The following is a 21,350-nucleotide window of genomic DNA, read 5'->3' as shown; positions in this document are numbered from 1 at the left end:
TATGCACTTTTTGCCGCACTGCAGTTTAACCACAAAGGCAAAAGATTGTGAAACATTTGTTTGCAAAATTGTGAAAAACTTTGACCCTGAACAAAAAAGCACCCCTAAGGGTGCTTTTTTGTTCTCATATTGAGGCTTGGTCTTCTTTATTGAACATCCCAAGCCGGATGCGAATAAAGTGGAGGATCTGTGATGCGATATCCACGTTGAGACAGGACTCCAGACCTTCAAATCCCGGAGAGGAGTTGGCTTCACATATTTTGTAGTGACCGTTGTCGAACAAGAGGTCGATTCCGGCAACGTCGAGGTCAAGAATGTTAGCGGTTTGGGTGGCCAGCCATTCAATTTCTGGGGTCACCTCGAAGGGGAGCGCGGCACCACCGGCACTGACGTTGGCTTTGAAGCTGTCTTCTGCTGCGCGCCGCTCAAAACAGCCCACGACTCGCCCGCCAATGGTAAAGACCCGCAGATCCCGGCCATGACTGTTGGCAATAAACTCCTGAAGTATGATGTTGGCATTTTTATTGGTGGCCTCAATCAACTGCATCAGGTCGTCAAACTCCCTTGGTTTGTGTGACAAAAACACGCCACTGCCCTGGGAGCCCGACAAGGTCTTTATCACCACCGGAAAACCCAAATGGCTTTGCACCAGTTCGATATCCACCGGGAACTTCACCAACATGGTTTTGGGGGTTGGCAGATTTTTTTCCGCCAATAGCTGCTGTGAAAAGAGTTTATCTTTTACGGTCTCGATAGCCCGTGACGAGTTGAGACTGTATACCCCCAAGCGCTCCAGGTGGCGAATAATCGCCAGCGCAAAATAGGTGGTGCCTGAACCCATGCGGGGGATAATAAAATCGGGCAGCTCAACCGGCTGCCCATTAAGCAAAATACTCTTGTTGTCTTCCCGGGTAACGGTCAAATCAAACTCGTCCGGGGCATAGACCTGAAGATCTATGTTGTCCGCCTTGGCGGCGTCCAACAGACGTTGAATTTCGTACAGTTCGGGTTTGAGCTGAGTCGCGGTTTCTTTGTATAAAATCCAGCCGCGCATTCAGATATTCGCCTTAAGCGTCATGGTGTGTCCTCGGGTTCCTCGTCATCAGAAACCTCGTCATCGTCGATATCATCGAGTTCAATTTCAGCCTCAGGTGCCACTGCGGGGGCGTGGACTGTGCCAACGACCGCGTAGAAAGGCTTACCCTGAGCCAGCTTGCAATACTTTAACCAGATCTGTTCCAGTATGCTACTGGCGGACTTGCTCCCGCGCACAACATCGACAAATTGCGCTTCTTCATCAGTCGATGGCAGGCGAGTACCATCGGCGAGCGCCTTCATCGCCAGACCATGACATTCCAACAATTCAGCTTCTTTGTTGGTAAAGTCTCCGCTGCGGCGAAACCCCTTGGGGAAATTGGCATCGTCATAAAAGCGCCTTTGACTCAGAAAGCTCATCGGGGCGGATTCGGGCATACCCTGATAGATTTTACTGGCAACTAACTGTTCTGACATTGTCTTTTCCTTCCATACAACAAAAGCTGATAGCGATGATTACCTAAGCTGTGGGATAATTTGCAACTGGAGTATTGGCTAGTATCCTTGAATTAGGAATCAAAAAATTTTGGTCTTGTTGGTCAAAGAAATTTTATGGACACAGATCTGCTGAAAACCTTTTTGGAAGTTTCACGTACCCGCCATTTCGGAAAAGCTGCCGAAAATCTTTATCTTACCCGAAGCGCAGTCAGTTTTCGGGTGAAGCAGCTCGAAACTATTCTCGGGGTGGAGCTGTTTGAGCGCCAACGGAACAATATTCAGCCCACACCGGCTGGCGAGCGCATGCTGAATCATGCCGAAGCGGTACTCACAGCATGGGAGCGCGCCAAGCAGGACGTGTCGTTAAGTCGATTGCAATCGACACAATTGACCATAGGTGCCGGTCCCAACATCTGGGATGCGTTTTTACAGGGCAACCTGCAATCCCTGCACAAAGGCTTGCCCGGAGTGGCATTACGTACCGAAGTGTTGCCCCAGAATGTGATGACCCGTCAGTTGATGGAGCGCACCCTGGACATGGCAATTTCCTTCGACCCGCCCAAGATGGAAGACTTTGAACAGATCCGTATCGGCGTGGTGCAGTTGTGGCTGGTGTCCAGTATCGGTCCACTCAGTTTGTCGGAGTGTCTTAAGCACCATTACATTAAGGTCGACTGGGGTACGGCTTTCAATATCCTTCACGCACAGGAATTTGGCGATATGCCATTGCCTGTGCTGCATACCAGTTCATCGCGCATCGCCTTGGATTTCGTGCTCAATAATGGCGGCAGTGCGTTTTTGCCGGATCACATGGTGAGCCCGTATCTTGAGCGGGGTGAGTTATATCGGGTGGAAGGCGCGCGCTCCATTCCCCGTAACGTGTATGTCGTGTATTGGTCGCAAAATGACAGACTATCGCAAATAGAGCGTGCCGTGAGTTTTCTGGCGCGGGAGTCTGATGAAGGCGCTGAAGAACTCAGCGCCTGAGTGAAAAGTGCTGCAATTACCAGAGCAGCGGCAGCAGGATAAAGGCCCACACCAGGGTGCAGAGTGCCAGGCTCATAAACACGGCTGCCGACGCTATGTCCTTGGCTTGACCCGAGAGGGGGTGGATTTCATCCCCGATACGGTCCACAACCGCTTCTATGGCAGAGTTCAGCAATTCGGTGATGAGCACAATGAACACCGCCATGATCATCAGTAATTTTTCAACCGTACTCACATCCAGCCACAGTGCCAACGGCACCATCACGCATGCGAGGATCAGTTCCTGCCGAAAGGCTGCTTCGTGAACCCAGGCTGACTTTAAGCCTTTAAAAGAAAATCCGGTCGCACGAATAACGCGCCTGATGCCATGGTTATTGGCTGGTTTCATGTATTCCCCCAAATTTCCAAGCCCAATAGTCGGGCTCAAATATGGCCGAAGGCGACGCCTGTATGCTGAACGTTCAGCAACAGCGATGCTGGCCATAAAAAGGCGCCAGTATAATGCAGCCGCAGCGATAAGAACAGGTCGCCACAGGGACGTGTGTGGATGTTGTAGCGCTGATGTTGTAGCTCAGATGTGCAGCTCAGATGTGTAGCTCTGAAGTTATGGAAAGTTCTGTCGCCGCTGTTGGTCTTGTGCTGTGTAGCTCACTGCCCATGGGATATGGGCTATAACTTAAGCGTGTGTGAACAAGTCGCGCAGGGAGGCTGCGATGAAACCTGGGTTTTGGTTAAAGGGCTCGTCGCGCCTGGTAAATTCTGAAGGCGCTGATATGGCGCTCACTGTTGCCTTACGGATAATACAGGGTGTCTGCTGCGTTGTGCTCTTACTTTCCTTTCTGGGGCTGGTACCTTCGCTTGCTCACTCAGCCGTGGTAGTTACGGCCCGACATTCACTTCCGAATATAGAAACCGGTGCAAACCAACCGAACAGTTCGGCGCCGCTTGCGGGCTCACTGCAGCTCGCGTCCAGCAAGCCGTTACCCCCGGAGTCCGAGTTACCTCGATATCTGGTGAGCGAAAAACTGGATGGTGTCAGGGCTCGCTGGACCGGCCAAACGCTGGTCACCCGCTCTGGCAATTTAATCGCAGCGCCCATCTGGTTTACTGCAGCCTTGCCGGAAGATGTTCTCCTCGATGGCGAGTTGTGGGCCGGCAGAGGCCGTTTTGAGTGGTTGAGTGGATTGGTGCGTTCACGCGGTCGTGATGATGATTGGTATCAGGTGCAGTTGATGGTGTTTGACACACCCCAATCCGGGCTCGGATTTGCAGAACGTTACGAGTGGTTGAAAACTCGACTCACCGATAAAAATACGCCGCTCAAGCTCCTGGAACAAAGGCGCTTCCAACATCTCTCTGAGCTTAACGCCTATTTTCAAGCCGTCATTAAAAAAGGGGGCGAAGGCTTGATGCTGCATCGGGAAGATGCCGTTTACATCGATGGTCGCAATCCACTGCTTATCAAGCTCAAGCCTCTGAATGATACCGAAGGGCAGGTGATTGGTTACCGTCCGGGAAAAGGCCAATTTGAGGGCATGATGGGAGCGTTACAGCTGCGCCTTGTGGATGGCAGAGAGTTTTTCCTCGGCTCTGGATTCAGCCTCGAAGAGCGTCGTCATCCACCTGCCGTTGGCGATTGGGTCACTTTTCAATATCATGGGCTCACCGATAAAGGGCTTCCCAAGGGCGCGCGATTTCTGCGTGTTCGTCCGATGGAATGAACTCCCGCTGTTAAGAGACAAAGACATCCATGACCAACACACCCGGTTCGATTCTATTTGTATGTATGGGCAATATCTGCCGCTCTCCCAGTGCCGAAGCAGTATTTCGCCAGCGTGCCATCCGCGCAGGACTTGATTTGGTGATTGATTCTGCCGGCACCATAGGCTACCACCAGGGTGAGGCCCCGGACGTCCGCTCGGTAAAGGCTGGCGAAGCTCGGGGTTATGATTTCTCAGGGATGCGGGCCCGGCAAGTGAAGGACAGCGACTTCATGCACTTCGACCTGATTCTTGCCGCAGACAAGGATAACCTGGCAGAGCTCAAGCGCCGCTGTCCTGCTGAATTCAGCCACAAGCTGCGGCTCATATTAAGTTTTGGCGAGTCAGACGTTGAGGAAGTTCCCGATCCCTATTACGGCGGGCACGCAGGGTTTGAGCGTGTGCTAGACCTGCTGGAACACAGCAGTGATGCCATGATAGCTGCCATCAAGGCGTCGGAAAAGTAACATCAAAAAAGGGCCATCAGGCCCTTTTTTTGGTTTGAGTACATCGCTTAACGCCGGCACGGGTTGGCATGGGCGCTCAGGCTAACCCCTGGTTGCTTGGTACTTAGTTGTTATGGCGCTTACCAGAGCGGCGCAGCTTTTCGGCCGCCAGTTTCTCCTGACGCAGGGCTTCTTTCTCTGCAAGGACCCGCTCCACTTCGGCCTTTTCGATTTCTGCCATTTCGGGGGTTTCGAGACTCAGCAGCCCCAGTTTGCCGCTCCGGAATTCGTGCAGCAGCAGTTCGGCGGCTTTGTGAAGATCCACATAACCTCCGCTTCGCAGCGCTCCCCGTTTGCGGCCAATGTCTTCGAGCAATGCCACATCGTCATCGGACAGTTCATCGAGCTTATAACGTTCTTTCAGCTCAGCCGGATAAGCATCACGGAAAAAGGCCGCGGCGAAGAGCGCCACATCTTCATATTCCATGGCGGTGTCTTTGATGGCGCCGGTCACAGCCAGACGATAGCTGCTGGCCTCGTTGTCCACCTTGGGCCACAGAATGCCCGGCGTATCCGACAGCACAATACCGTTTTTGAGGTTAATGCGCTGCTGCGCCTTGGTGACCGCAGGCTCGTTACCTGTTTTGGCAATCACCCGTCCAGCCAGGGTATTGATGATGGTGGATTTTCCCACGTTGGGGATCCCCATAATCATGGTGCGAATGTCTTTATCGGCGCGGTCACGCTCGGGCACCAGCTTGCGCACAAGCTCAGGAATAACTGTTTTCAGATGACCGGGCTGCAAGGTGGTGACGGCCATGGCCTTCACCCCTTGTTCTTTTTCAAGGTGTGCAATCCAGGCCTCTGTGGTGGCCGGATCGGCAAGATCGCATTTGTTCAGCAGCTTAATACAGGGCTTGTCACCGCGAAGTTTGGCAACCATGGGGTTTTCGCTGGAATAGGGAATGCGTGCATCCAGTACCTCTATTACCAAATCGACCTGGGGCATGGCTTCGGCAATTTCCTTTTGTGCCTTGTGCATGTGTCCCGGATACCATTGAATCGCCATTGTTTAAATCCTGCTTGCCTCTGTCTTGGGGCGCATATTCTACCCGTATCCGCCATCAGGCACAAAAAAAGCGTCCCGAGGGACGCTTTTTGGTCATCATCAGATGACGCCAAGCTCGCGCAGACGCTCCATCAGGTAACTGTCGGCGGTATAGCGCTCTGACAGCACCACATCAGGGCGAGGGTGTAAAAACAGTGGCAGGGAAATCCGCGACTTGGTTTTGTCCATGCCTTCGGGATTGATTACCCGATGGGAGGTCGATGGGAAGTAACCGCCGGAGGCTTCCTGCAACATGTCGCCGATGTTGATGATAATGTTGCCAAAATCTGAAGGGACATCCAGCCATGTACCGTCTTTGGCTTTTACCTGCAGCCCGGGTTCATTGGCGGCAGGCAACACCGTAAGCAGGTTGATGTCTTCATGGGCTGCGGCGCGGATGGCTCCCGGCTCTTCATCACCCTTCATGGGTGGATAGTGCAGCACACGCAGCAGGGTTTTGTGGCTGCCATCTATCATGTTTGGGAGTGGCTCGGTAAACAGAGCCTTCACCTCATCCGGGCTGTGAGCTTCAACCCAGGACAACAATTCAGCGGCCAACTGATTGGCGTGGTCATAGTAGGCGAGAATGTTGGCCCTGAGGCTATCGGGGATACGACCCCAAGGGTAAACGTGGTAGTACTCTTTTATGTCTTTTACACTGTGACCCTTGGCGGTTTCCGACACATCGGCCGGGAAAAATCCATCCTGGGTTTCCGGATTGAAACGAAACTCATCCTTGGCATCACTCTGGAAGAATTCGTACCAATCTTTGTAAATGGCTTCGACCAAAGATTGCTGAATAGGGTGGTTTGACAGCACGCCAAAGCCGGTATCCCGCAATGATTGAACGAATTGTGCTGCCGCGTCCGGCGAGCGGTAATCAATAGTTTCCAATTTCATGTTATGTTTTCTTTTTGTTGTGGTTTAACCCCGGGCGAGAGTCTAGTCGGGGGCGTAGCAGAGTGCAAACTCTGTGTTCGCTTTGGCGTAAAAAAGTACCGGTGGGATCCCCGGTGTAATATAAGGCTGAAAACCCGGGTCAGCTCAGGATGAGTTTCTTTAGCCGTTGGAGTTGCAATGAGAACGCTGAACGAATTTGAACGTTACGTAATCGAAGATAAGGGGACAGAGCGCCCCTTCAGTGGCGAGTATTATCTGCATAATGCCGAAGGCGTTTACTGTTGCAGGAAATGCGATGCGCCGCTGTATTTGTCAGAACACAAGTTCCAAGCCCATTGCGGCTGGCCCGCCTTTGATGATGAAATTGCCGGCGCTGTGGCAAGGCATACGGATGCAGACGGTCGCAGGGTGGAAATAGTCTGTGCATCCTGTGGCGGCCATTTGGGGCATGTGTTTGAGGGCGAGTATCTTACCGAGAAAAACCTGAGACACTGCGTTAACTCGGTGTCCATGGTGTTCAAGAGCCGGGAAGAGATGGAAATGGGACAGGAAACCATGAGTGTGAATCGCCCCGCTGCGAATGCCTATGCCACCTTTGGTGCCGGTTGTTTTTGGTGTGTTGAAGCCATCTTTTTGGCATTGAAAGGCGTTGTCAGCGTCGAACCTGGCTACGCAGGTGGCCGTGCTGCCGATGCCAATTACCAAAGAGTGTGCGACGGTGATACCGGTCATGCGGAAGTCGTCCATATAGAGTATCAACCTGAAGAAGTGAGCTTTGAGACTCTGCTGGAGGTCTTCTTTCAAAGTCACGATCCCACCACCCTTAACCGTCAGGGTAATGATGTGGGAACCCAGTATCGTTCGGCGATATTTGCCCATAACGAACAGCAGGCCGAGGCGGCAACCAAGGCGATAGATGCATTGACCGAGGAGGGGGCGTTCGACAGCCCCATAGTGACCGAAGTGGTGGCCTTTGATGAGTTCTATCCCGCCGAAGACTATCACCATGATTATTTTGCCCGTAACGGCGAGCAGAGGTACTGTGCCCTGGTGGTAAAACCCAAGGTCGAAAAATTCAAAAAGGCCTTTGCCTCGCTGCTGAAATAGCCTCATCAGTGAAATCATCGGTCTGAAATAAAAAAGCGGCCCCAGGGCCGCTTTTTTATTGGGTGTAAAACCCCATTAATCCAGCTTGTCGTCGGCCACCCGGTAGTGGGGGTCTTCCATCAGATTCACTTCCACCAGATCTCCGGCCTTGGCAAGAAGTGCCTTGCAGTCTTCGCTGAGGTGCACCAGATGCAGGGTCTTGCCCAGAGCATTGTAACGCTCGGCCAGGGTGTCTATGGCATCCAGTGCGGAGTGATCGGCAACCCGTGACTGACCAAAGTCCACGATCACGTCTTTGGGATCGTTGGCGGCATCGAAAAGCTCAAGGAAGTGAGACACTGAACCAAAAAACAGCGGGCCGCTCAATTGATACACCTTACTGCCGTTGGCATTGACAACCGTTCGGGCGCTGATGTGCTTGGCGTGTTCCCAGGCAAATACCAGCGCAGAAACAATCACACCCACAAATACGGCTACCGCCAAATCGGTAAACACGGTCACAGTGGTCACCAGCACAATCACAAACGCATCGTGCTTTGGCACCTTGCGCATCACTTTAAAGCTCGCCCACTCGAAAGTGCCAAGCACTACCATAAACATCACACCGACCAGTGCCGCCAGTGGGATAATTTCAATAAAGGCTGCGCCAAAGAGAATAAAGGCCAGCAGCGCCAGTGCGGCGGTGATCCCGGACAGGCGGCCACGACCACCGGAGTTGATGTTAATCATCGACTGACCAATCATGGCACAGCCGCCCATGGCACCGAAAAAGCCGCTGGTGATGTTACCCACGCCCTGACCGACACATTCTTTGTTGCCGCGGCCACGGGTGCCTGTCATTTCATCCAGCACTGTCAGGGTCAGCAGCGACTCAATCAGGCCGACAGCGGCCAGAATGACAGAGTAGGGCAGGATGATTTGCAGGGTTTCCCAGGTAAAGGGTACTTGGGGAATGGCGAAGGTCGGCAGGGTACCTGCGATAGTGGCATTGTCATCGCCACTCATGGTTTTAAGGAAATCGACCACGGTGCGGGTATCGAGCTCAAAAAACACCACCAGACCTGTCACAGTCAGAATAGCTGCCAGTGAGGATGGAATGGCGGTGGTGATTTTGGGCAGGAAATGAATAATGGCCATGGTGAGCGCCACCAGCCCCAGCATCAGGTACAGGCCCTCACCAGAAAGCCAGGTCAGCTCGCCATTATCGCCGGGCACCTTGAATTGCCCCAGCTGCGCCAGGAAAATCACAATCGCCAAACCATTCACAAAGCCAATCATCACGGGATAGGGCACGATGCGAATAAATTTACCCAGCTTGAATATCCCTGCGGCAACCTGCAGCAAACCGGCTAATACCACGGCGGCAAACAGATACTGCACCCCGTGGGTGGCAACCAGCGCCACCATCACCACGGCCATGGCGCCTGTCGCGCCTGAAATCATGCCGGGTCGGCCACCAATCACGGCAGTCACCAGCCCCATAATAAAGGCGGCATAGAGGCCAACCATGGGTTCAACCCCGGCCACAAAGGCAAAGGCAACGGCTTCCGGCACCAGGGCCAGTGCCACGGTCAGGCCAGACAGGAGGTCCGCCTTATGGCTGGCGGTTTTATGGCGAATTAACTCAAACATGAGACCTCTGAAACGAGTTTGTGATGGCGTTAACAAATAAAGCCGCGCAGTCTAGCAAATTTCACTCCGGGTTAGAACCCGAAATTAGCCTGGGGTCGGACGATGTATTCGCCTAAATCTGACAGCATACCCAATTAAAAAGCCGCGCATTTGCGCGGCTTTTTACTCTCAACGTTAGCTTAACTGCTTACGGGCGGGCCATATCTGAGCCGGCACTGTTACTGCTTTGCACCTTGGCGCTGCTGGCCTCAGCACTGGCAGCTTCGTACTCACGTCCCTTTGGCGTAGCAACCTGTTCGCGGGCTTCAATGCTTGGCTTGGTCATTTCTGAACTTACCATGCTTCCGAAACGGCTGCCTGCTGGGCGGGCTGGAGCGGCTGCGGCATTGGTCACTGCAATATCAGTAGCGACTTCTGCGGCAGGTTTTTCAACCGGTTTGGTGCGGGCTGGCATCACTGCGGCTGGCTTGGCCATCGGGGCAGTTGAAGTCACTTTTTCCGCCGCTTTGGGTTCAGCAGCTTTAGCTTCTTCAGCCTTGGTTTCAACAGCTTTGCTTTCTACTGTCGCCGCCGACGCTTGCGCAGCGGCTTCAACTACCGCGGCTTCAACAACAGGGGCTGCAGCTGGAGTAACCTCCACCACTGCCTCTGCTGGTGTGTCAACGGCTACGGCTTCGGCAACGGGCGCTTCTGCTTTAGGAGTATCGTTAACGACAACCACATCAGCAGTTTCTTCGGCCTTCTCGAGCACGCTTTCCTGAGTAACGACTTCAGAAGCTGCAGTTTCTACTGCAACAAGGTCCTGAGGTGCAGTGGCAGGAGCGTCGGCAGCAACAACATCGGCCTGTGGCAGGTCCAATTCAGCCTGAGCCAATTCGGGCTGAACCAGTTCACCACCTTCGGCGCCGGTTTGCTGCTCTTGCTCATCACGGCGACGGCGTTGGCCGGCAGCGCGCAAATGACGTGGGCTGCGGCGACTGCGACGCTGACCGTCACGGCCATCACGGCGTGGCTTGTCGTCGCTGTCAGTGTCGTCCTGGGCGTCGTCAGCGGCTTGAGCGTCTGGATCCAGCATGTCGGTTACTGCTGTGTTCACGTCACTCACAGCTTCAGCAACAGGAGTGGCGACCACTTCAGTGGCGGCAACTGCTGCGTTTTTGCTGTCAGCGGTTTCTGTGACGTCCAGTTCGGTTTCAGCGGCTTTTTCTTCCACTTTTGGCTTGCGAGGCTGACGACGGCTGCGGGTTTGCTTATCGTCTGACTTTTCTTTGGCCACAACCTGGGCTTGCTCAACGGCAGTATCCTCAGCGGATTCCTGCGCGTTAACGGCGTCCAGATTTTCCTGGGTAGCACCATCATCCAAACGCACTTTGCGGCGCATGTTACGGCGCTGACGACGCTCACGCACGGCTTCCTGCTTTGGCTCTGCCGCGTCATCGGCCGCTTCAACAGTTTCTGGCTTTTCACGCTTGGGCGCACGCTCACGCTTGGGTCTTTCTTCACGTGGCTTATCACTCTTGTCACGCAGCTGTTTGTCGTCGGCCTGCTCTGGCTTGTTACGGCCACGACGGCTGTCAGAGCTGCGACGTTTGTCACCCTCTTCACGACGACTGTCATCACGGCGGCTATCGGCACTGCGACCTTCCTGGCGGCCATCATCACGACGGTTGTCGTTGCGACGGTTACGACCACGGTTGTTTTGCTGACGGCCATTGCGGGCAGGGGCCTTCTTCTCTTCGGTTTCGGTGTTGTCACCGCCAAAGAGTGAACCTATGGCTGCAAACAGACGACTGAAGAAACCGGGCTTGGCTTCGCTGGCTGCTTTTACAGGTTTGGCTTCTACCTTGGGCGCTGCGGCTGGCGGTGACTCCAATGGGGCAGAGAAACCTTTAAGTACAGGCTCAGGGGCCTGGGCGCGCTCCAGTTTACGAGGCTCATACAACTTGGCTTCAGGCTTTTCAACGCGCTTGTAGCTGGCTTCTTCGATTTCATCGTCCTGACGATGACGAATAACCTTGTACTCCGGGGTCATCATGTGCGGATCCGGGATCACGTACACTTCAACCTCGTGGCGCTGCTCGATGATACGAATGGCTTTACGCTTTTCGTTGAGCAGGAACGCAGCAACGTCCACAGGTACTATGGCTTCAACCTGCGATGTGTTGTCCTTGATGGCTTCTTCTTCCATCAGACGCAGGATAGACAACGCCAGAGATTCGGTACCGCGAATAGTGCCCTGACCATGACAGCGTGGGCAAATATGTGCGGCTGATTCTTCCAAAGATGGACGCAGACGCTGACGGGACATTTCCATCAGACCAAAGCGGCTGATTCGGCCCAGTTGCACTCGGGCGCGGTCCTGATGTACGGCATCACGCAGACGGTTTTCCACTTCACGCTGATGGCGCACAGGCGTCATATCGATAAAGTCGATAACAATCAAACCGCCGAGGTCGCGCAGGCGCAGTTGGCGGGCGATTTCGTCGGCCGCTTCCAGGTTGGTGTTCAGTGCAGTTTCTTCGATATCGCCGCCCTTGGTGGCTCGGGCTGAGTTGATATCGATTGAGGTCATGGCTTCGGTGGGGTCGATAACGATAGAACCACCGGATGGCAGACGCACTTCGCGCTGGAATGCAGATTCGATTTGAGACTCAATCTGATAGTGGGTGAACAGCGGCACTTCGGCCTTGTACTGCTTCACACGCTCAACAAAGTCAGGACGAACGGTGGCTATGTGCTGCTTGGCCTGTTCGAAAATCTTTGGGTGATCAATCAGGATTTCGCCCACATCGCGGCGCAGGTAATCGCGAATGGCGCGCACGATAACGTTGCTTTCCTGATGGATCAGCATGGGGCCTGGGCCACTCTCAGAGGCTTCCTTGATGGCATCCCAGTGGCGCAGCAGCACTTTAAGGTCCCATTGCAGCTCGGCGGCATCTTTACCCACACCGGCGGTACGCACGATAAGGCCCATGCCGTTAGGGACTTCCAAATCGGCCATGGCCTCTTTGAGTTCAGTGCGCTCATCGCCCTCGATACGGCGGGAAATACCACCGGCGCGTGGGTTATTGGGCATCAGAACCAAATAAGAGCCTGCCAGGCTGATAAAGGTGGTCAGGGCAGCGCCCTTGTTGCCACGTTCTTCTTTATCAATCTGAACGATCACTTCCTGACCTTCGCTTACCACCTCTTTGATATTGGGGCGGCCCTGGAAAGAGTAACCTTTCGGGAAGTATTCGCGGGCAATTTCCTTGAGTGGCAGGAAGCCATGACGCTCGGCGCCGTAATCAACGAAGGCGGCTTCGAGAGAGGGTTCTACGCGGGTAATTTTACCTTTGTAAATGTTGGCTTTTTTCTGTTCGTGTCCTGGACTTTCGATATCCAGATCATAGAGTTGTTGCCCATCTACAAGGGCAACGCGCAACTCTTCAGATTGAGTTGCGTTGATTAGCATACGTTTCATGGTGACGTCATTCTTCTTTAAATGGGTCACCGGAGAAAAGTCGGTGCATTCCGGGCCTGATCTCAGATCACTGTGCCTCACGGCAGGTCATCAGGCATGGTTCAGCGCATTGCTGTTAGACGCAATCTCTGCGTGTCGCTTCCGATTTATGGCTTATTTTTCAATAAATACAAAAACAAGGAATTCGTTGTTAAACGTCAACCAACCCCATAAATTCTCTTAAATACTTCCGTGAATGCCTAAACCGACTAAATTTATCCGGTGACTGGGTTCAGTCTACAAATTCGATTCAGGGAGTGTTTTCCACAAGAAACCAAGAAAAGTGGCGGTATATTGGATTTAACCTGTCGTTATTGCCGTAACATCAGCTTTCACTTCGACAAAGGTTTGCAACTCAATGAATTGCGATCCTTCAACCTTCAATTTTACTCTGGTGGAAACACCGAGCGGACGACGGTTTTGTGAACACTTTATCCACGGTTAATCCCCGTCCGCGAATGGAATATAGCAACAATCAAAAATTTCGGCAATGTAAAGCCACATTCGAGTTGAGATTGTTGTACAATGCGCATCGTTTTCACCAGATGTTTTGCCATGAATAAAGAAACAGTTTCAACCCAGGTTCAATTGATCAGCATCGATGAAGACGGTGCCGGTCAGCGCATTGATAATTTCCTGCTCGCCAAGCTCAAGGGTGTACCCAAGAGCATGATCTATCGCATCGTCCGTAAGGGCGAGGTGAGGGTTAACAAGAAGCGAATTAAGCCCGAATACAAGCTGGCAGCCGGTGATGAGGTGCGTGTACCACCTGTGCGTGTAGCCGAAAAAGACTACCGTACAGCGCCTTCTGCCAACCTCAATCGTGTCGCTCAACTTGAAGACCGTATTCTGTTTGAAGACAAACAGATTATCGTGCTGAATAAACCAGCTGGCATCGCCGTTCATGGCGGCAGTGGGGTGGACTACGGTGTGATCGAGTCGCTCAGGAGCCTGAGACCCACCTGCAAGTTTCTGGAACTGGTACATCGTCTCGATCGCGACACCAGCGGTGTGCTGCTGATAGCCAAAAAGCGGATGGCCCTTAGGCACCTGCACGATCAGCTCAGAAATAAGCAGATGCAAAAGGTGTATCAGGCGCTGGTGCGTGGTCAGTGGCAGGAGCATGACAGGGTAGTTAAAGCGCCGCTGCTCAAAATTACCCTCAAATCCGGTGAGCGCATTGTGCGGGTGAACAGCGAAGGCAAACCCAGCGAGACCCGTTTCCGGGTGTTGCGCCGTTTTGACGAAGCAAGCCTGGTGGAAGCAAGCCCTGTAACAGGTCGTACCCATCAAATTCGCGTGCATTGCCAGTACCAGGGGCATCCTATTGCCTGTGATGACAAATACAGCGAGCAAAAATTTGATGACGCCATGCGTGCCAAGGGACTGCAGCGTTTATTTTTGCATGCGGCGCAGCTCACCTTTACCCATCCGGAGTCTGAAACCCAGATGACGGTTCAGGCACCGCTGGACGCCGATTTGACGGCCGTGCTGGATGCGCTGGAGCAAAAAGGCTGATGCAAAGATTCGACCTGATTATCTTTGACTGGGATGGCACCCTGATGGATTCCATCAGCAAGATAGTCGATTGTATGCAGGCACTGGCCCGGGAGCTTTCCATCGCCGTGCCAACCGAAAAGGCCGTTCGGGACGTGATTGGTCTTTCAATGCCTGAAGCCATGCGCGCCCTGTTTCCCGACGAAACCGAGGCAACACGATCTGGTTGGATAAACAGGTATAAGGCCCATTACCAAATTTTTAATGCCACTCCGAGCCCGTTATTTGAAGGGGTGCCTGAACTCTTGACGTCATTGCAGGGGGCATCCCGCAAACTTGCCATTGCCACAGGCAAGGGTAGGGAAGGGTTAAACCGTATTTTGGATGAGACCCGTCTTGGGGAATTTTTCCACGCTTCCCGCTGCGCCGATGAAACCCAGAGCAAACCCCACCCGCAAATGCTGCACGAATTGTTGGCAGAACTTGATGTCAGTCCCGAACGTGCGGTGATGATTGGTGATTCAGCATTTGATTTACAGATGGCAAATAACGCCGGCGTCGCGGCCATCGGTGTGGATTACGGCACGCACGACAGAGATACACTGCTGAGTGTTTCGCCCCTTGCTGTTGTGTCTCATCCGCTGGAAATATTGCACCACTTGCGCTAATGACAACACCTGCTTAATCGCAGGTGTTGTACATTCTCTGAATTGGCAAACACAGCATTTATTATGTACTCGATGCCTGCATACATGCGTTCACTTTGTCACTTAATACCCTGATATATGCCCTCGTCGCCGACTGATTGTGCCTATTAGCTTCAGTCAGGCAATTGCGGCGGCTGTTGCGCTGAGCGCCTGATATCGTCTCAAACTCATTGCCCAGGGGTAGCGCCCGTGAGTACACAGAGCCCGGATTGTTTGAGTAAGTCCATCAATGCAATCAGGGGCAAGCCAACCAAAGTATTGGGGTCGCGACCTTCGAGGCGCTTAAACAGGCAAATCCCCAATCCTTCAGATTTGAAGCTGCCAGCACACCATAGGGGTTGCTCTTTTCTTACGTATTGCACTATTTCGTCATCGCTGAGGTCACGAAAGTGCACGGTAAAAGGCTCTACCAGCGACAGGGTAGTGTCCTTTTCAACATCGTGCAGGGCGAGCGCCGTATAAAATACAATGCTTTTGCCGCGCTGCGCTTTGAGCTGGCTAATGGCATTTTCTTCGCTCAGCGGTTTGCCAACAATCTTGTCGTCAACAACTGCAACCTGATCAGAACCGATAATGAGTGCATTGGTCGGCACGTTGCATGCCAGGGCTTTGGCCTTGGCAATGGCAAGCCGCTCGGTTAGCGCGATGGCGGATTCCCCAGGCAGCGGCGTTTCATCGGTGTGCGGCGCCAGGGCTTGAAATGGCAAGCCCAGCTTTTCCAGCAGCGCTGCCCGAAAAGGTGAGGTAGAGGCGAGAATTAAGGGTCGCATTGGATATTGGCCTTTTAGGTATGAACGGTGAACCGGGGATTTTAAACCGAATGCAACTAACCTGAAGTTTACCTTCCTTGTTAACCGCAATCGCCATTCTGTGGCTTAAGGGTCAAAACTCAGGTTGATGAACTATGCTTCGGTGAGTATTGGCGAACCTGTTGAAATTGGGTTTTATCGACTGCGACATTGTCCTTGGCCCACCGCCGATTGGCAAGTCACGATGTATTTTTGATAGGGGGCTACAATCGCTTTTATTTTAGGCGACCGGCGCTTGTGTGCCCGAGGGTGCTTGGGTAGAATTTTGCCTCGGTCAATTTCATTGCCGGAGCAGGAGTGAACCCCAGATCCCACGCAGGGCATTTGGGCTAAAATTCCTTTGACTCCGGCGTGTTGAAGCTATAATATGCGCGCCTTATGCAAACAGTAAAGATACCGGTTTCTATCGATCCGATCCGCGCCGCGTCAAATCGCCTGAGTTATCAGGGGATTGTGCCTGGCAAGGTGTTAAAACGATTGAGAGAATTGACAGCCGGCGACTGTTCCGATGTGACAGTGTCGTTGGAATGTGGTGTTGATTTACAGGGGATAGTCTACCTGAAAGGGACGGCTGTGACGGAGCTCACTCTGTTATGTCAACGTTGCATGGCACTTTATACCACTGAGGTTACGGTCGACTTTTGCTTCAGTCCTTGCAGGACAGAGGCGGAAATCGATGAGCTCCCGGATGCGTATGACCCTATTGAGTGCGATGAAATTGGCGAGATACGTCTGCAGCAACTGGTCGAAGACGAGTTGATTTTGGCAATGCCTTTGATCCCGGCGCATCAAAATATTGATTGCAACCTGGGTTCCCAGGACATAGTCGTAGGCGAGATTGAAGCCGCTCAAGAGGAGCGTCCAAATCCGTTTGCAGTGTTAGAAAAACTGAAGAGCAAGTAATCCAGGAGACAGACAAATGGCTGTACAACAGAACAAAAAATCTCGTTCAAAGCGCGGTATGCGCCGTTCACATGACGCTCTGAGCACTGCTCAGCTGTCAGTAGACGCTACCAGCGGTGAACTGCATCTGCGTCACAATGTGACCGCTGATGGTTACTACCGTGGTAAGAAGGTTATCAACAAGTAATTGTTGGCCTTCCTATGACGAATCTGACGCTTGCGTTAGATGCGATGGGGGGCGATCACGGCCCCCAAGTCACGGTGCCTGCGGCTTTGCAGGCACTTCGACTACACCCAAAGCTCTCCCTCCTGCTCGTCGGTGACGAGATTCAAATATCCCCGTATCTCTGTGCCGCAGAGATAGACGTTCGCGACAGAATCACCATTGTGCATACCACTGAAGTGGTGCGTATGGACGATAAGCCCGCAACTGCGCTCAGACAAGCTAAAAACAGTTCCATGCGACTGGCCATTGAACAGGTCCGTGATGGCAAGGCTGACGGCTGTGTCAGTGCCGGTAACACTGGCGCGCTGATGGCTATGGCCAAGGTACTGCTTAAGATGTTGCCCGGTGTCGATAGGCCTGCGTTGGTCAGCTGTTTGCCGGCTATCAATGGTAAACCGGTTTATCTGTTGGATCTCGGGGCCAACATTCAGTGCGACTACGATACCTTGTTCCAATTTGCGGTGATGGGCTCTGTGCTCAGTGAAGCGGTTGATAAGATTGCCCGTCCCAAGGTCGCGCTGCTGAATGTGGGCATTGAAGAATGCAAGGGCAATGGCGATGTGCAGCAGGCTGCACAATTACTGCTCCATACTCCCCAGCTCAACTACGCCGGCTTTATTGAAGGCGATGAAATCTACAGTGGAAAAGTGGATGTCATCGTTTGTGACGGCTTTGTGGGCAACATCACACTCAAAACCTCAGAAGGCATTGCCAGACTGCTGGTTCATCAATTAAAACAAGGCCTGGCCAAAGGCTTTATGGTTCGAATACTTGCGCGACTGCTCGCGCCCCGCATTCAGAAAGTACTCAACCAGATGAACCCCGACCACTATAACGGAGCAAGTCTGTTAGGATTGCGCGCAGTAGTAGTGAAAAGCCACGGTAATGCAGACGAACACGCCTATATACAAGCAATTAGTCTTGCCTACACCGAGGCAAAACGTCGACTGCCAGAGATGATTAAAGATCGTCTCGAGTCGATTCTTTTAGATATCAATAGCTGATTTCTCCTTAAACTATGCATACAAAAATTCTTGGAACTGGCAGTTACCTGCCGGCTCAGGTGCGTAGCAATCTCGATCTGGAAAAAATGGTGGATACCAGTGACCAGTGGATTGTTGAACGCACAGGTATTTCGGAACGCCGCATCGCTGCCATGGACGAGACTGTTTCTACCATGGGTTACCAGGCCGCATTGAAAGCCCTCGAGATGGCGGGTATTCAAGCTCAAGAGCTGGATATGATCATTTGTGGCACCACCAGTGCCGCTAATGCATTTCCCGCTGCAGCCTGTGAAGTTCAGGCACTATTGGGTGTGCACACTATTCCAGCGTTTGATGTCGCAGCTGCCTGCTCTGGCTTCGTTTATGCCCTGTCGGTGGCCGATCAGTTTGTTAAAACCGGCGCTGCCAAAAAGGTGCTGGTGATCGGTGCCGATGTGCTCTCTCGTCTGTGTGAACCCGAAGACCGCACCACCATTATTCTCTTTGGTGATGGCGCCGGTGCTGCCGTTGTGGGTGCCAGCGAAGAGCCTGGGATCATCAATACCCATATCTATGCCGATGGCCGTCAGGGCGATCTGCTCAAATGTGCTTTCCCGCCACGCCTGGGTGAATCTTCAGAAGCCGTGGGCTTTATGCAGATGAAGGGCAACGATGTGTTCAAAGTTGCAGTGACTCAGCTGTCTCATGTCGTGGAAGAAACCCTGCGCCTCAATAACGTGGACAAGTCAGACATTGATTGGCTGGTACCTCACCAGGCGAATTTCCGCATCATCAACGCCACAGCCAAGAAGCTCGACATGAGTCTGGATAAAGTGGTGCTGACGCTGGCTAAACACGGTAACACCTCTGCTGCTTCTGTGCCGATTGCACTGGATGAAGCTGTGCGCGATGGCCGTATTCAGCGCGGACAATTGCTGCTTTTGGAAGCCTTTGGTGCCGGTTTTGCCTGGGGTAGTGCGCTGGTGCGCTTCTAATTTCCCCGGGAATTCTGCTAGGCTTTTTACGCTTTTACTCAAAAAGGTTTAATAACAATGGATAAATTTGCCTTTGTATTTCCAGGGCAGGGCTCGCAGGCCGTTGGCATGCTGGCCGAACTTGCTGCCGATTTTCCTGTGGTAACAGAAACATTTGCCGAGGCGAGTGCCGCGCTTGGTTACGATCTGTGGGCGCTGGTGCAGGATGGCCCCGCCGAGCAGCTCAATCAAACTCAAAAAACTCAGCCTGCGCTGCTGACCGCCAGTGTCGCCATTTGGCGCGCCTATCAGGCAAGCGGCAAGCCACAGCCTGCTGTGCTCGCAGGCCACAGCCTGGGCGAATACTCGGCGTTGGTGTGTGCCGGTGTTATTCCATTTACCGATGCAGTGAAGTTGGTTGAGCTGCGTGGCCAACTGATGCAGGCCGCCGTGCCGGAAGGCACAGGCGCCATGTACGCCATTATCGGATTGGATAACGACGCCATTGCCAATGCCTGTGAAGAATCCGCCCAAGACGAAGTGGTGAGTCCGGTTAACTTTAATAGCCCTGGCCAGGTGGTGATTGCCGGTAATAAAGATGCCGTTGAGCGCGCCGCCGCAGCCTGTAAGGCTGCCGGTGCCAAAATGGCCGTGGCACTGCCTGTGAGCGTGCCTTCCCACTGCAGCCTGATGAAAGGTGCTGCCGATAAACTCGCCGAGGCGCTTGCAGCTATCGATTTCAGTGCCCCTGCCATTCCGGTTATCAATAATGTGGATGTTGAGGCGCCAACCGACGTTGCCGCTATTCGCGATGCACTGGTGCGTCAGCTGTATTGCCCGGTTCGCTGGACCGAGACAGTAGAAGCCATGGCTGCCAATGGTATTACTCATCTGGTGGAGTGTGGCCCGGGCAAGGTGCTGACTGGTCTTGCCAAACGCATCAATAAATCTGTTTCAGCACAAGCGGTTAATGACGTAGCAAGCTTTGCTGCGCTGACCGAATAAAGGAGTTTTCCATGTCTGTATCTTTGGATCTGACCGGCAAGGTAGCCCTGGTTACCGGCGCCAGCCGCGGTATCGGTAAAGCCATCGCACTGACCCTGGCCGACGCCGGCGCCACGGTAGTGGGTACTGCCACCAGCGAGAAGGGCGCCGCTGCCATTTCCGATTATCTTGGTGACAAGGGCTTTGGTCTGGTACTTAACGTTACCAGCAGCGAATCCGTTGCCGAAATGTATACCGCGATCAAAGAAAAAGCAGGAGATGTTGATATTCTGGTCAACAATGCCGGTATCACCCGTGACAACCTGCTGATGCGCATGAAAGACGAAGAGTGGGAAGAAATCATCGACACCAACCTCACGTCTTTGTACCGCCTGTCCAAGCCGGTAATGCGCAGCATGATGAAAAAGCGTCATGGCCGTATCATCAGCATAGGTTCAGTGGTTGGCACCATGGGTAATGCCGGTCAGGTAAACTACTCAGCTGCTAAAGCCGGTTTGATTGGATTTACAAAATCTCTCGCCAGAGAGGTTGCATCTCGTCAAATTACGGTTAATGCTATTGCTCCTGGATTTATCCAGACAGACATGACCGACGAGCTGACGCCTGAGCAGCAGCAAGGCATCATGTCGCAGGTGCCGATGGAAAGATTAGGGCAGGCGCAGGAAATTGCTAATGCCGTCCTGTTCTTGGCCTCGGACGCTGCCGCTTACATCACGGGTGAAACCCTGCATGTAAACGGTGGAATGTACATGGTTTAAGGGCGAATGGCAGGGAACTGTCGCGTTTGGGTAGTTAGCTGCTGATAAGATTTGGTTTTGTGGTTAGACCACAAAATCGGGGCTTGCAATGTCAGCCAGATCGAATAAACTACTCGCAATCTTACGCAAGTGCGTAATTTGAATAGGAAAGAAAACTAATGAGCAACATCGAAGAACGTGTAAAGAAAATCATCGTTGAGCAACTGGGCGTTAAAGAAGAAGACGTTAAGCCATCTGCCTCTTTCGTAGACGATCTGGGTGCCGATTCTCTTGACACTGTTGAGTTGGTAATGGCTCTGGAAGAAGAGTTTGACACCGAGATCCCTGATGAAGAAGCCGAGAAGATCACCACTGTTCAGGCAGCGATCGACTACGTTTCCAAGAATCAGTAATACTGAATTCCAGAAAACAGGCGGCTAATTAGGCCGCCTGTTTTTGTTTGGGCGCCGGAATTTTCCGCTGGTTGTACCAGCCTCCTTTTGGATTGCCACCTGGCACAATCCGGCGCAATTT

The 21,350-nt window shown here is 52.8% G+C and carries 21 protein-coding genes; 13 read left to right on the top strand and 8 right to left on the bottom strand.

Translation table 11 applies throughout. From position 1 onward, the window contains the following. Window positions 1–124 precede the first annotated feature (124 nt). Together K0H79_RS10345 and K0H79_RS10340 are read right to left on the bottom strand one after the other, a co-directional pair. Window positions 125–1,054 (bottom strand): RimK family alpha-L-glutamate ligase, encoded by a 930-nt coding sequence (locus tag K0H79_RS10345; protein ID WP_220064761.1) that lies wholly within the window; start codon window positions 1,052–1,054, stop codon window positions 125–127. Window positions 1,055–1,074: 20 nt separating this feature from the next. Further along, complete coding sequence (locus K0H79_RS10340; protein ID WP_220075732.1) at window positions 1,075–1,512, bottom strand: DUF413 domain-containing protein; 438 nt, start codon at window positions 1,510–1,512, stop codon at window positions 1,075–1,077. A 135-nt stretch (window positions 1,513–1,647) separates the two neighbouring features. Between K0H79_RS10340 and hdfR the strand changes: the two genes are divergently transcribed. Further along, window positions 1,648–2,520 (top strand): HTH-type transcriptional regulator HdfR, encoded by an 873-nt coding sequence (gene hdfR, locus K0H79_RS10335; RefSeq protein ID WP_220064759.1) that lies wholly within the window; start codon window positions 1,648–1,650, stop codon window positions 2,518–2,520. A 16-nt stretch (window positions 2,521–2,536) separates the two neighbouring features. Here the strand turns inward: hdfR and K0H79_RS10330 are convergent, their stop codons facing one another. Beyond that, window positions 2,537–2,908: a diacylglycerol kinase gene (locus K0H79_RS10330; protein ID WP_220064758.1), complete on the bottom strand. Its 372-nt coding sequence runs from the start codon at window positions 2,906–2,908 to the stop codon at window positions 2,537–2,539. Between the two features lie 325 nt (window positions 2,909–3,233). Here K0H79_RS10330 and K0H79_RS10325 point away from each other — a divergent pair, with 325 nt between their 5' ends. Continuing rightward, the gene (locus K0H79_RS10325; protein ID WP_309304478.1) at window positions 3,234–4,241 is read left to right on the top strand and encodes a DNA ligase; all 1,008 of its coding nucleotides are present in this window, start codon (window positions 3,234–3,236) and stop codon (window positions 4,239–4,241) included. 29 nt (window positions 4,242–4,270) lie between these two features. Further along, window positions 4,271–4,747, top strand: a complete 477-nt coding sequence (locus K0H79_RS10320; RefSeq protein WP_220075731.1) for a low molecular weight protein-tyrosine-phosphatase — start codon at window positions 4,271–4,273, stop codon at window positions 4,745–4,747. A 103-nt stretch (window positions 4,748–4,850) separates the two neighbouring features. Here the strand turns inward: K0H79_RS10320 and ylqF are convergent, their stop codons facing one another. Both ylqF and K0H79_RS10310 read right to left on the bottom strand, forming a co-directional pair. Continuing rightward, window positions 4,851–5,795, bottom strand: a complete 945-nt coding sequence (ylqF, locus tag K0H79_RS10315) for a ribosome biogenesis GTPase YlqF (RefSeq protein WP_220075730.1) — start codon at window positions 5,793–5,795, stop codon at window positions 4,851–4,853. A 99-nt stretch (window positions 5,796–5,894) separates the two neighbouring features. Next, window positions 5,895–6,734: an isopenicillin N synthase family oxygenase gene (locus tag K0H79_RS10310; RefSeq protein WP_220075729.1), complete on the bottom strand. Its 840-nt coding sequence runs from the start codon at window positions 6,732–6,734 to the stop codon at window positions 5,895–5,897. Window positions 6,735–6,911: 177 nt separating this feature from the next. Between K0H79_RS10310 and K0H79_RS10305 the strand changes: the two genes are divergently transcribed. Next, on the top strand, window positions 6,912–7,841 hold the full coding sequence (locus K0H79_RS10305; RefSeq protein ID WP_220075728.1) for a bifunctional methionine sulfoxide reductase B/A protein: 930 nt from the start codon (window positions 6,912–6,914) through the stop codon (window positions 7,839–7,841). 75 nt (window positions 7,842–7,916) lie between these two features. Here the strand turns inward: K0H79_RS10305 and K0H79_RS10300 are convergent, their stop codons facing one another. Together K0H79_RS10300 and rne are read right to left on the bottom strand one after the other, a co-directional pair. Next, window positions 7,917–9,473, bottom strand: a complete 1,557-nt coding sequence (locus tag K0H79_RS10300) for a SulP family inorganic anion transporter (protein WP_220075727.1) — start codon at window positions 9,471–9,473, stop codon at window positions 7,917–7,919. Window positions 9,474–9,660: 187 nt separating this feature from the next. Next, window positions 9,661–12,936, bottom strand: coding sequence for a ribonuclease E (gene rne, locus K0H79_RS10295; protein ID WP_220075726.1), 3,276 nt, complete (start codon window positions 12,934–12,936; stop codon window positions 9,661–9,663). Between the two features lie 594 nt (window positions 12,937–13,530). Here rne and rluC point away from each other — a divergent pair. Both rluC and K0H79_RS10285 read left to right on the top strand, forming a co-directional pair. After that, a complete protein-coding gene (gene rluC / locus K0H79_RS10290; protein ID WP_220075725.1) occupies window positions 13,531–14,493 on the top strand; it encodes a 23S rRNA pseudouridine(955/2504/2580) synthase RluC in 963 nt (320 codons plus the stop codon). Next, window positions 14,493–15,140 (top strand): HAD-IA family hydrolase, encoded by a 648-nt coding sequence (locus tag K0H79_RS10285; RefSeq protein ID WP_220075724.1) that lies wholly within the window; start codon window positions 14,493–14,495, stop codon window positions 15,138–15,140. The genes rluC and K0H79_RS10285 overlap by 1 nt, the downstream gene beginning before the upstream one ends. Before the next feature lie 206 nt (window positions 15,141–15,346). Here K0H79_RS10285 and K0H79_RS10280 read toward each other — a convergent pair whose 3' ends face one another. Then, window positions 15,347–15,949 carry a nucleoside triphosphate pyrophosphatase gene (locus K0H79_RS10280; RefSeq protein ID WP_220075723.1) on the bottom strand — a complete coding sequence of 201 codons (603 nt, stop codon included), beginning with the start codon at window positions 15,947–15,949 and terminating at the stop codon, window positions 15,347–15,349. A 417-nt stretch (window positions 15,950–16,366) separates the two neighbouring features. Between K0H79_RS10280 and yceD the strand changes: the two genes are divergently transcribed. The 7 genes from yceD to acpP all read left to right on the top strand — a co-directional run bounded on the left by yceD (window position 16,367) and on the right by acpP (window position 21,229). Then, on the top strand, window positions 16,367–16,891 hold the full coding sequence (gene yceD / locus K0H79_RS10275; RefSeq protein WP_011760098.1) for a 23S rRNA accumulation protein YceD: 525 nt from the start codon (window positions 16,367–16,369) through the stop codon (window positions 16,889–16,891). Window positions 16,892–16,907: 16 nt separating this feature from the next. Next, the gene (gene rpmF, locus K0H79_RS10270) at window positions 16,908–17,078 is read left to right on the top strand and encodes a 50S ribosomal protein L32 (RefSeq protein ID WP_011760097.1); all 171 of its coding nucleotides are present in this window, start codon (window positions 16,908–16,910) and stop codon (window positions 17,076–17,078) included. A gap of 14 nt (window positions 17,079–17,092) precedes the next feature. After that, entirely contained in the window at window positions 17,093–18,121 is a 1,029-nt protein-coding gene (plsX, locus tag K0H79_RS10265; protein WP_220075722.1) for a phosphate acyltransferase PlsX, read from the top strand. Window positions 18,122–18,135: 14 nt separating this feature from the next. Beyond that, window positions 18,136–19,095: a beta-ketoacyl-ACP synthase III gene (locus K0H79_RS10260; protein WP_220075721.1), complete on the top strand. Its 960-nt coding sequence runs from the start codon at window positions 18,136–18,138 to the stop codon at window positions 19,093–19,095. Window positions 19,096–19,152: 57 nt separating this feature from the next. Then, window positions 19,153–20,079: an ACP S-malonyltransferase gene (fabD, locus tag K0H79_RS10255; protein WP_220075720.1), complete on the top strand. Its 927-nt coding sequence runs from the start codon at window positions 19,153–19,155 to the stop codon at window positions 20,077–20,079. A gap of 11 nt (window positions 20,080–20,090) precedes the next feature. Next, on the top strand, window positions 20,091–20,837 hold the full coding sequence (gene fabG / locus K0H79_RS10250; protein ID WP_220064745.1) for a 3-oxoacyl-ACP reductase FabG: 747 nt from the start codon (window positions 20,091–20,093) through the stop codon (window positions 20,835–20,837). A gap of 158 nt (window positions 20,838–20,995) precedes the next feature. Continuing rightward, the gene (gene acpP, locus K0H79_RS10245; RefSeq protein ID WP_011760092.1) at window positions 20,996–21,229 is read left to right on the top strand and encodes an acyl carrier protein; all 234 of its coding nucleotides are present in this window, start codon (window positions 20,996–20,998) and stop codon (window positions 21,227–21,229) included. Window positions 21,230–21,350 lie beyond the last annotated feature (121 nt).

The sequence above is a fragment of the Shewanella sp. FJAT-52076 genome (assembly GCF_019457455.1).
In the GTDB taxonomy this organism is placed as follows: Bacteria; Pseudomonadota; Gammaproteobacteria; order Enterobacterales; family Shewanellaceae; genus Shewanella; species Shewanella zhangzhouensis.
The sequence above is the reverse complement of the archived record's forward strand: the minus strand, read 5'-3'. Positions and strand labels throughout refer to the sequence as shown.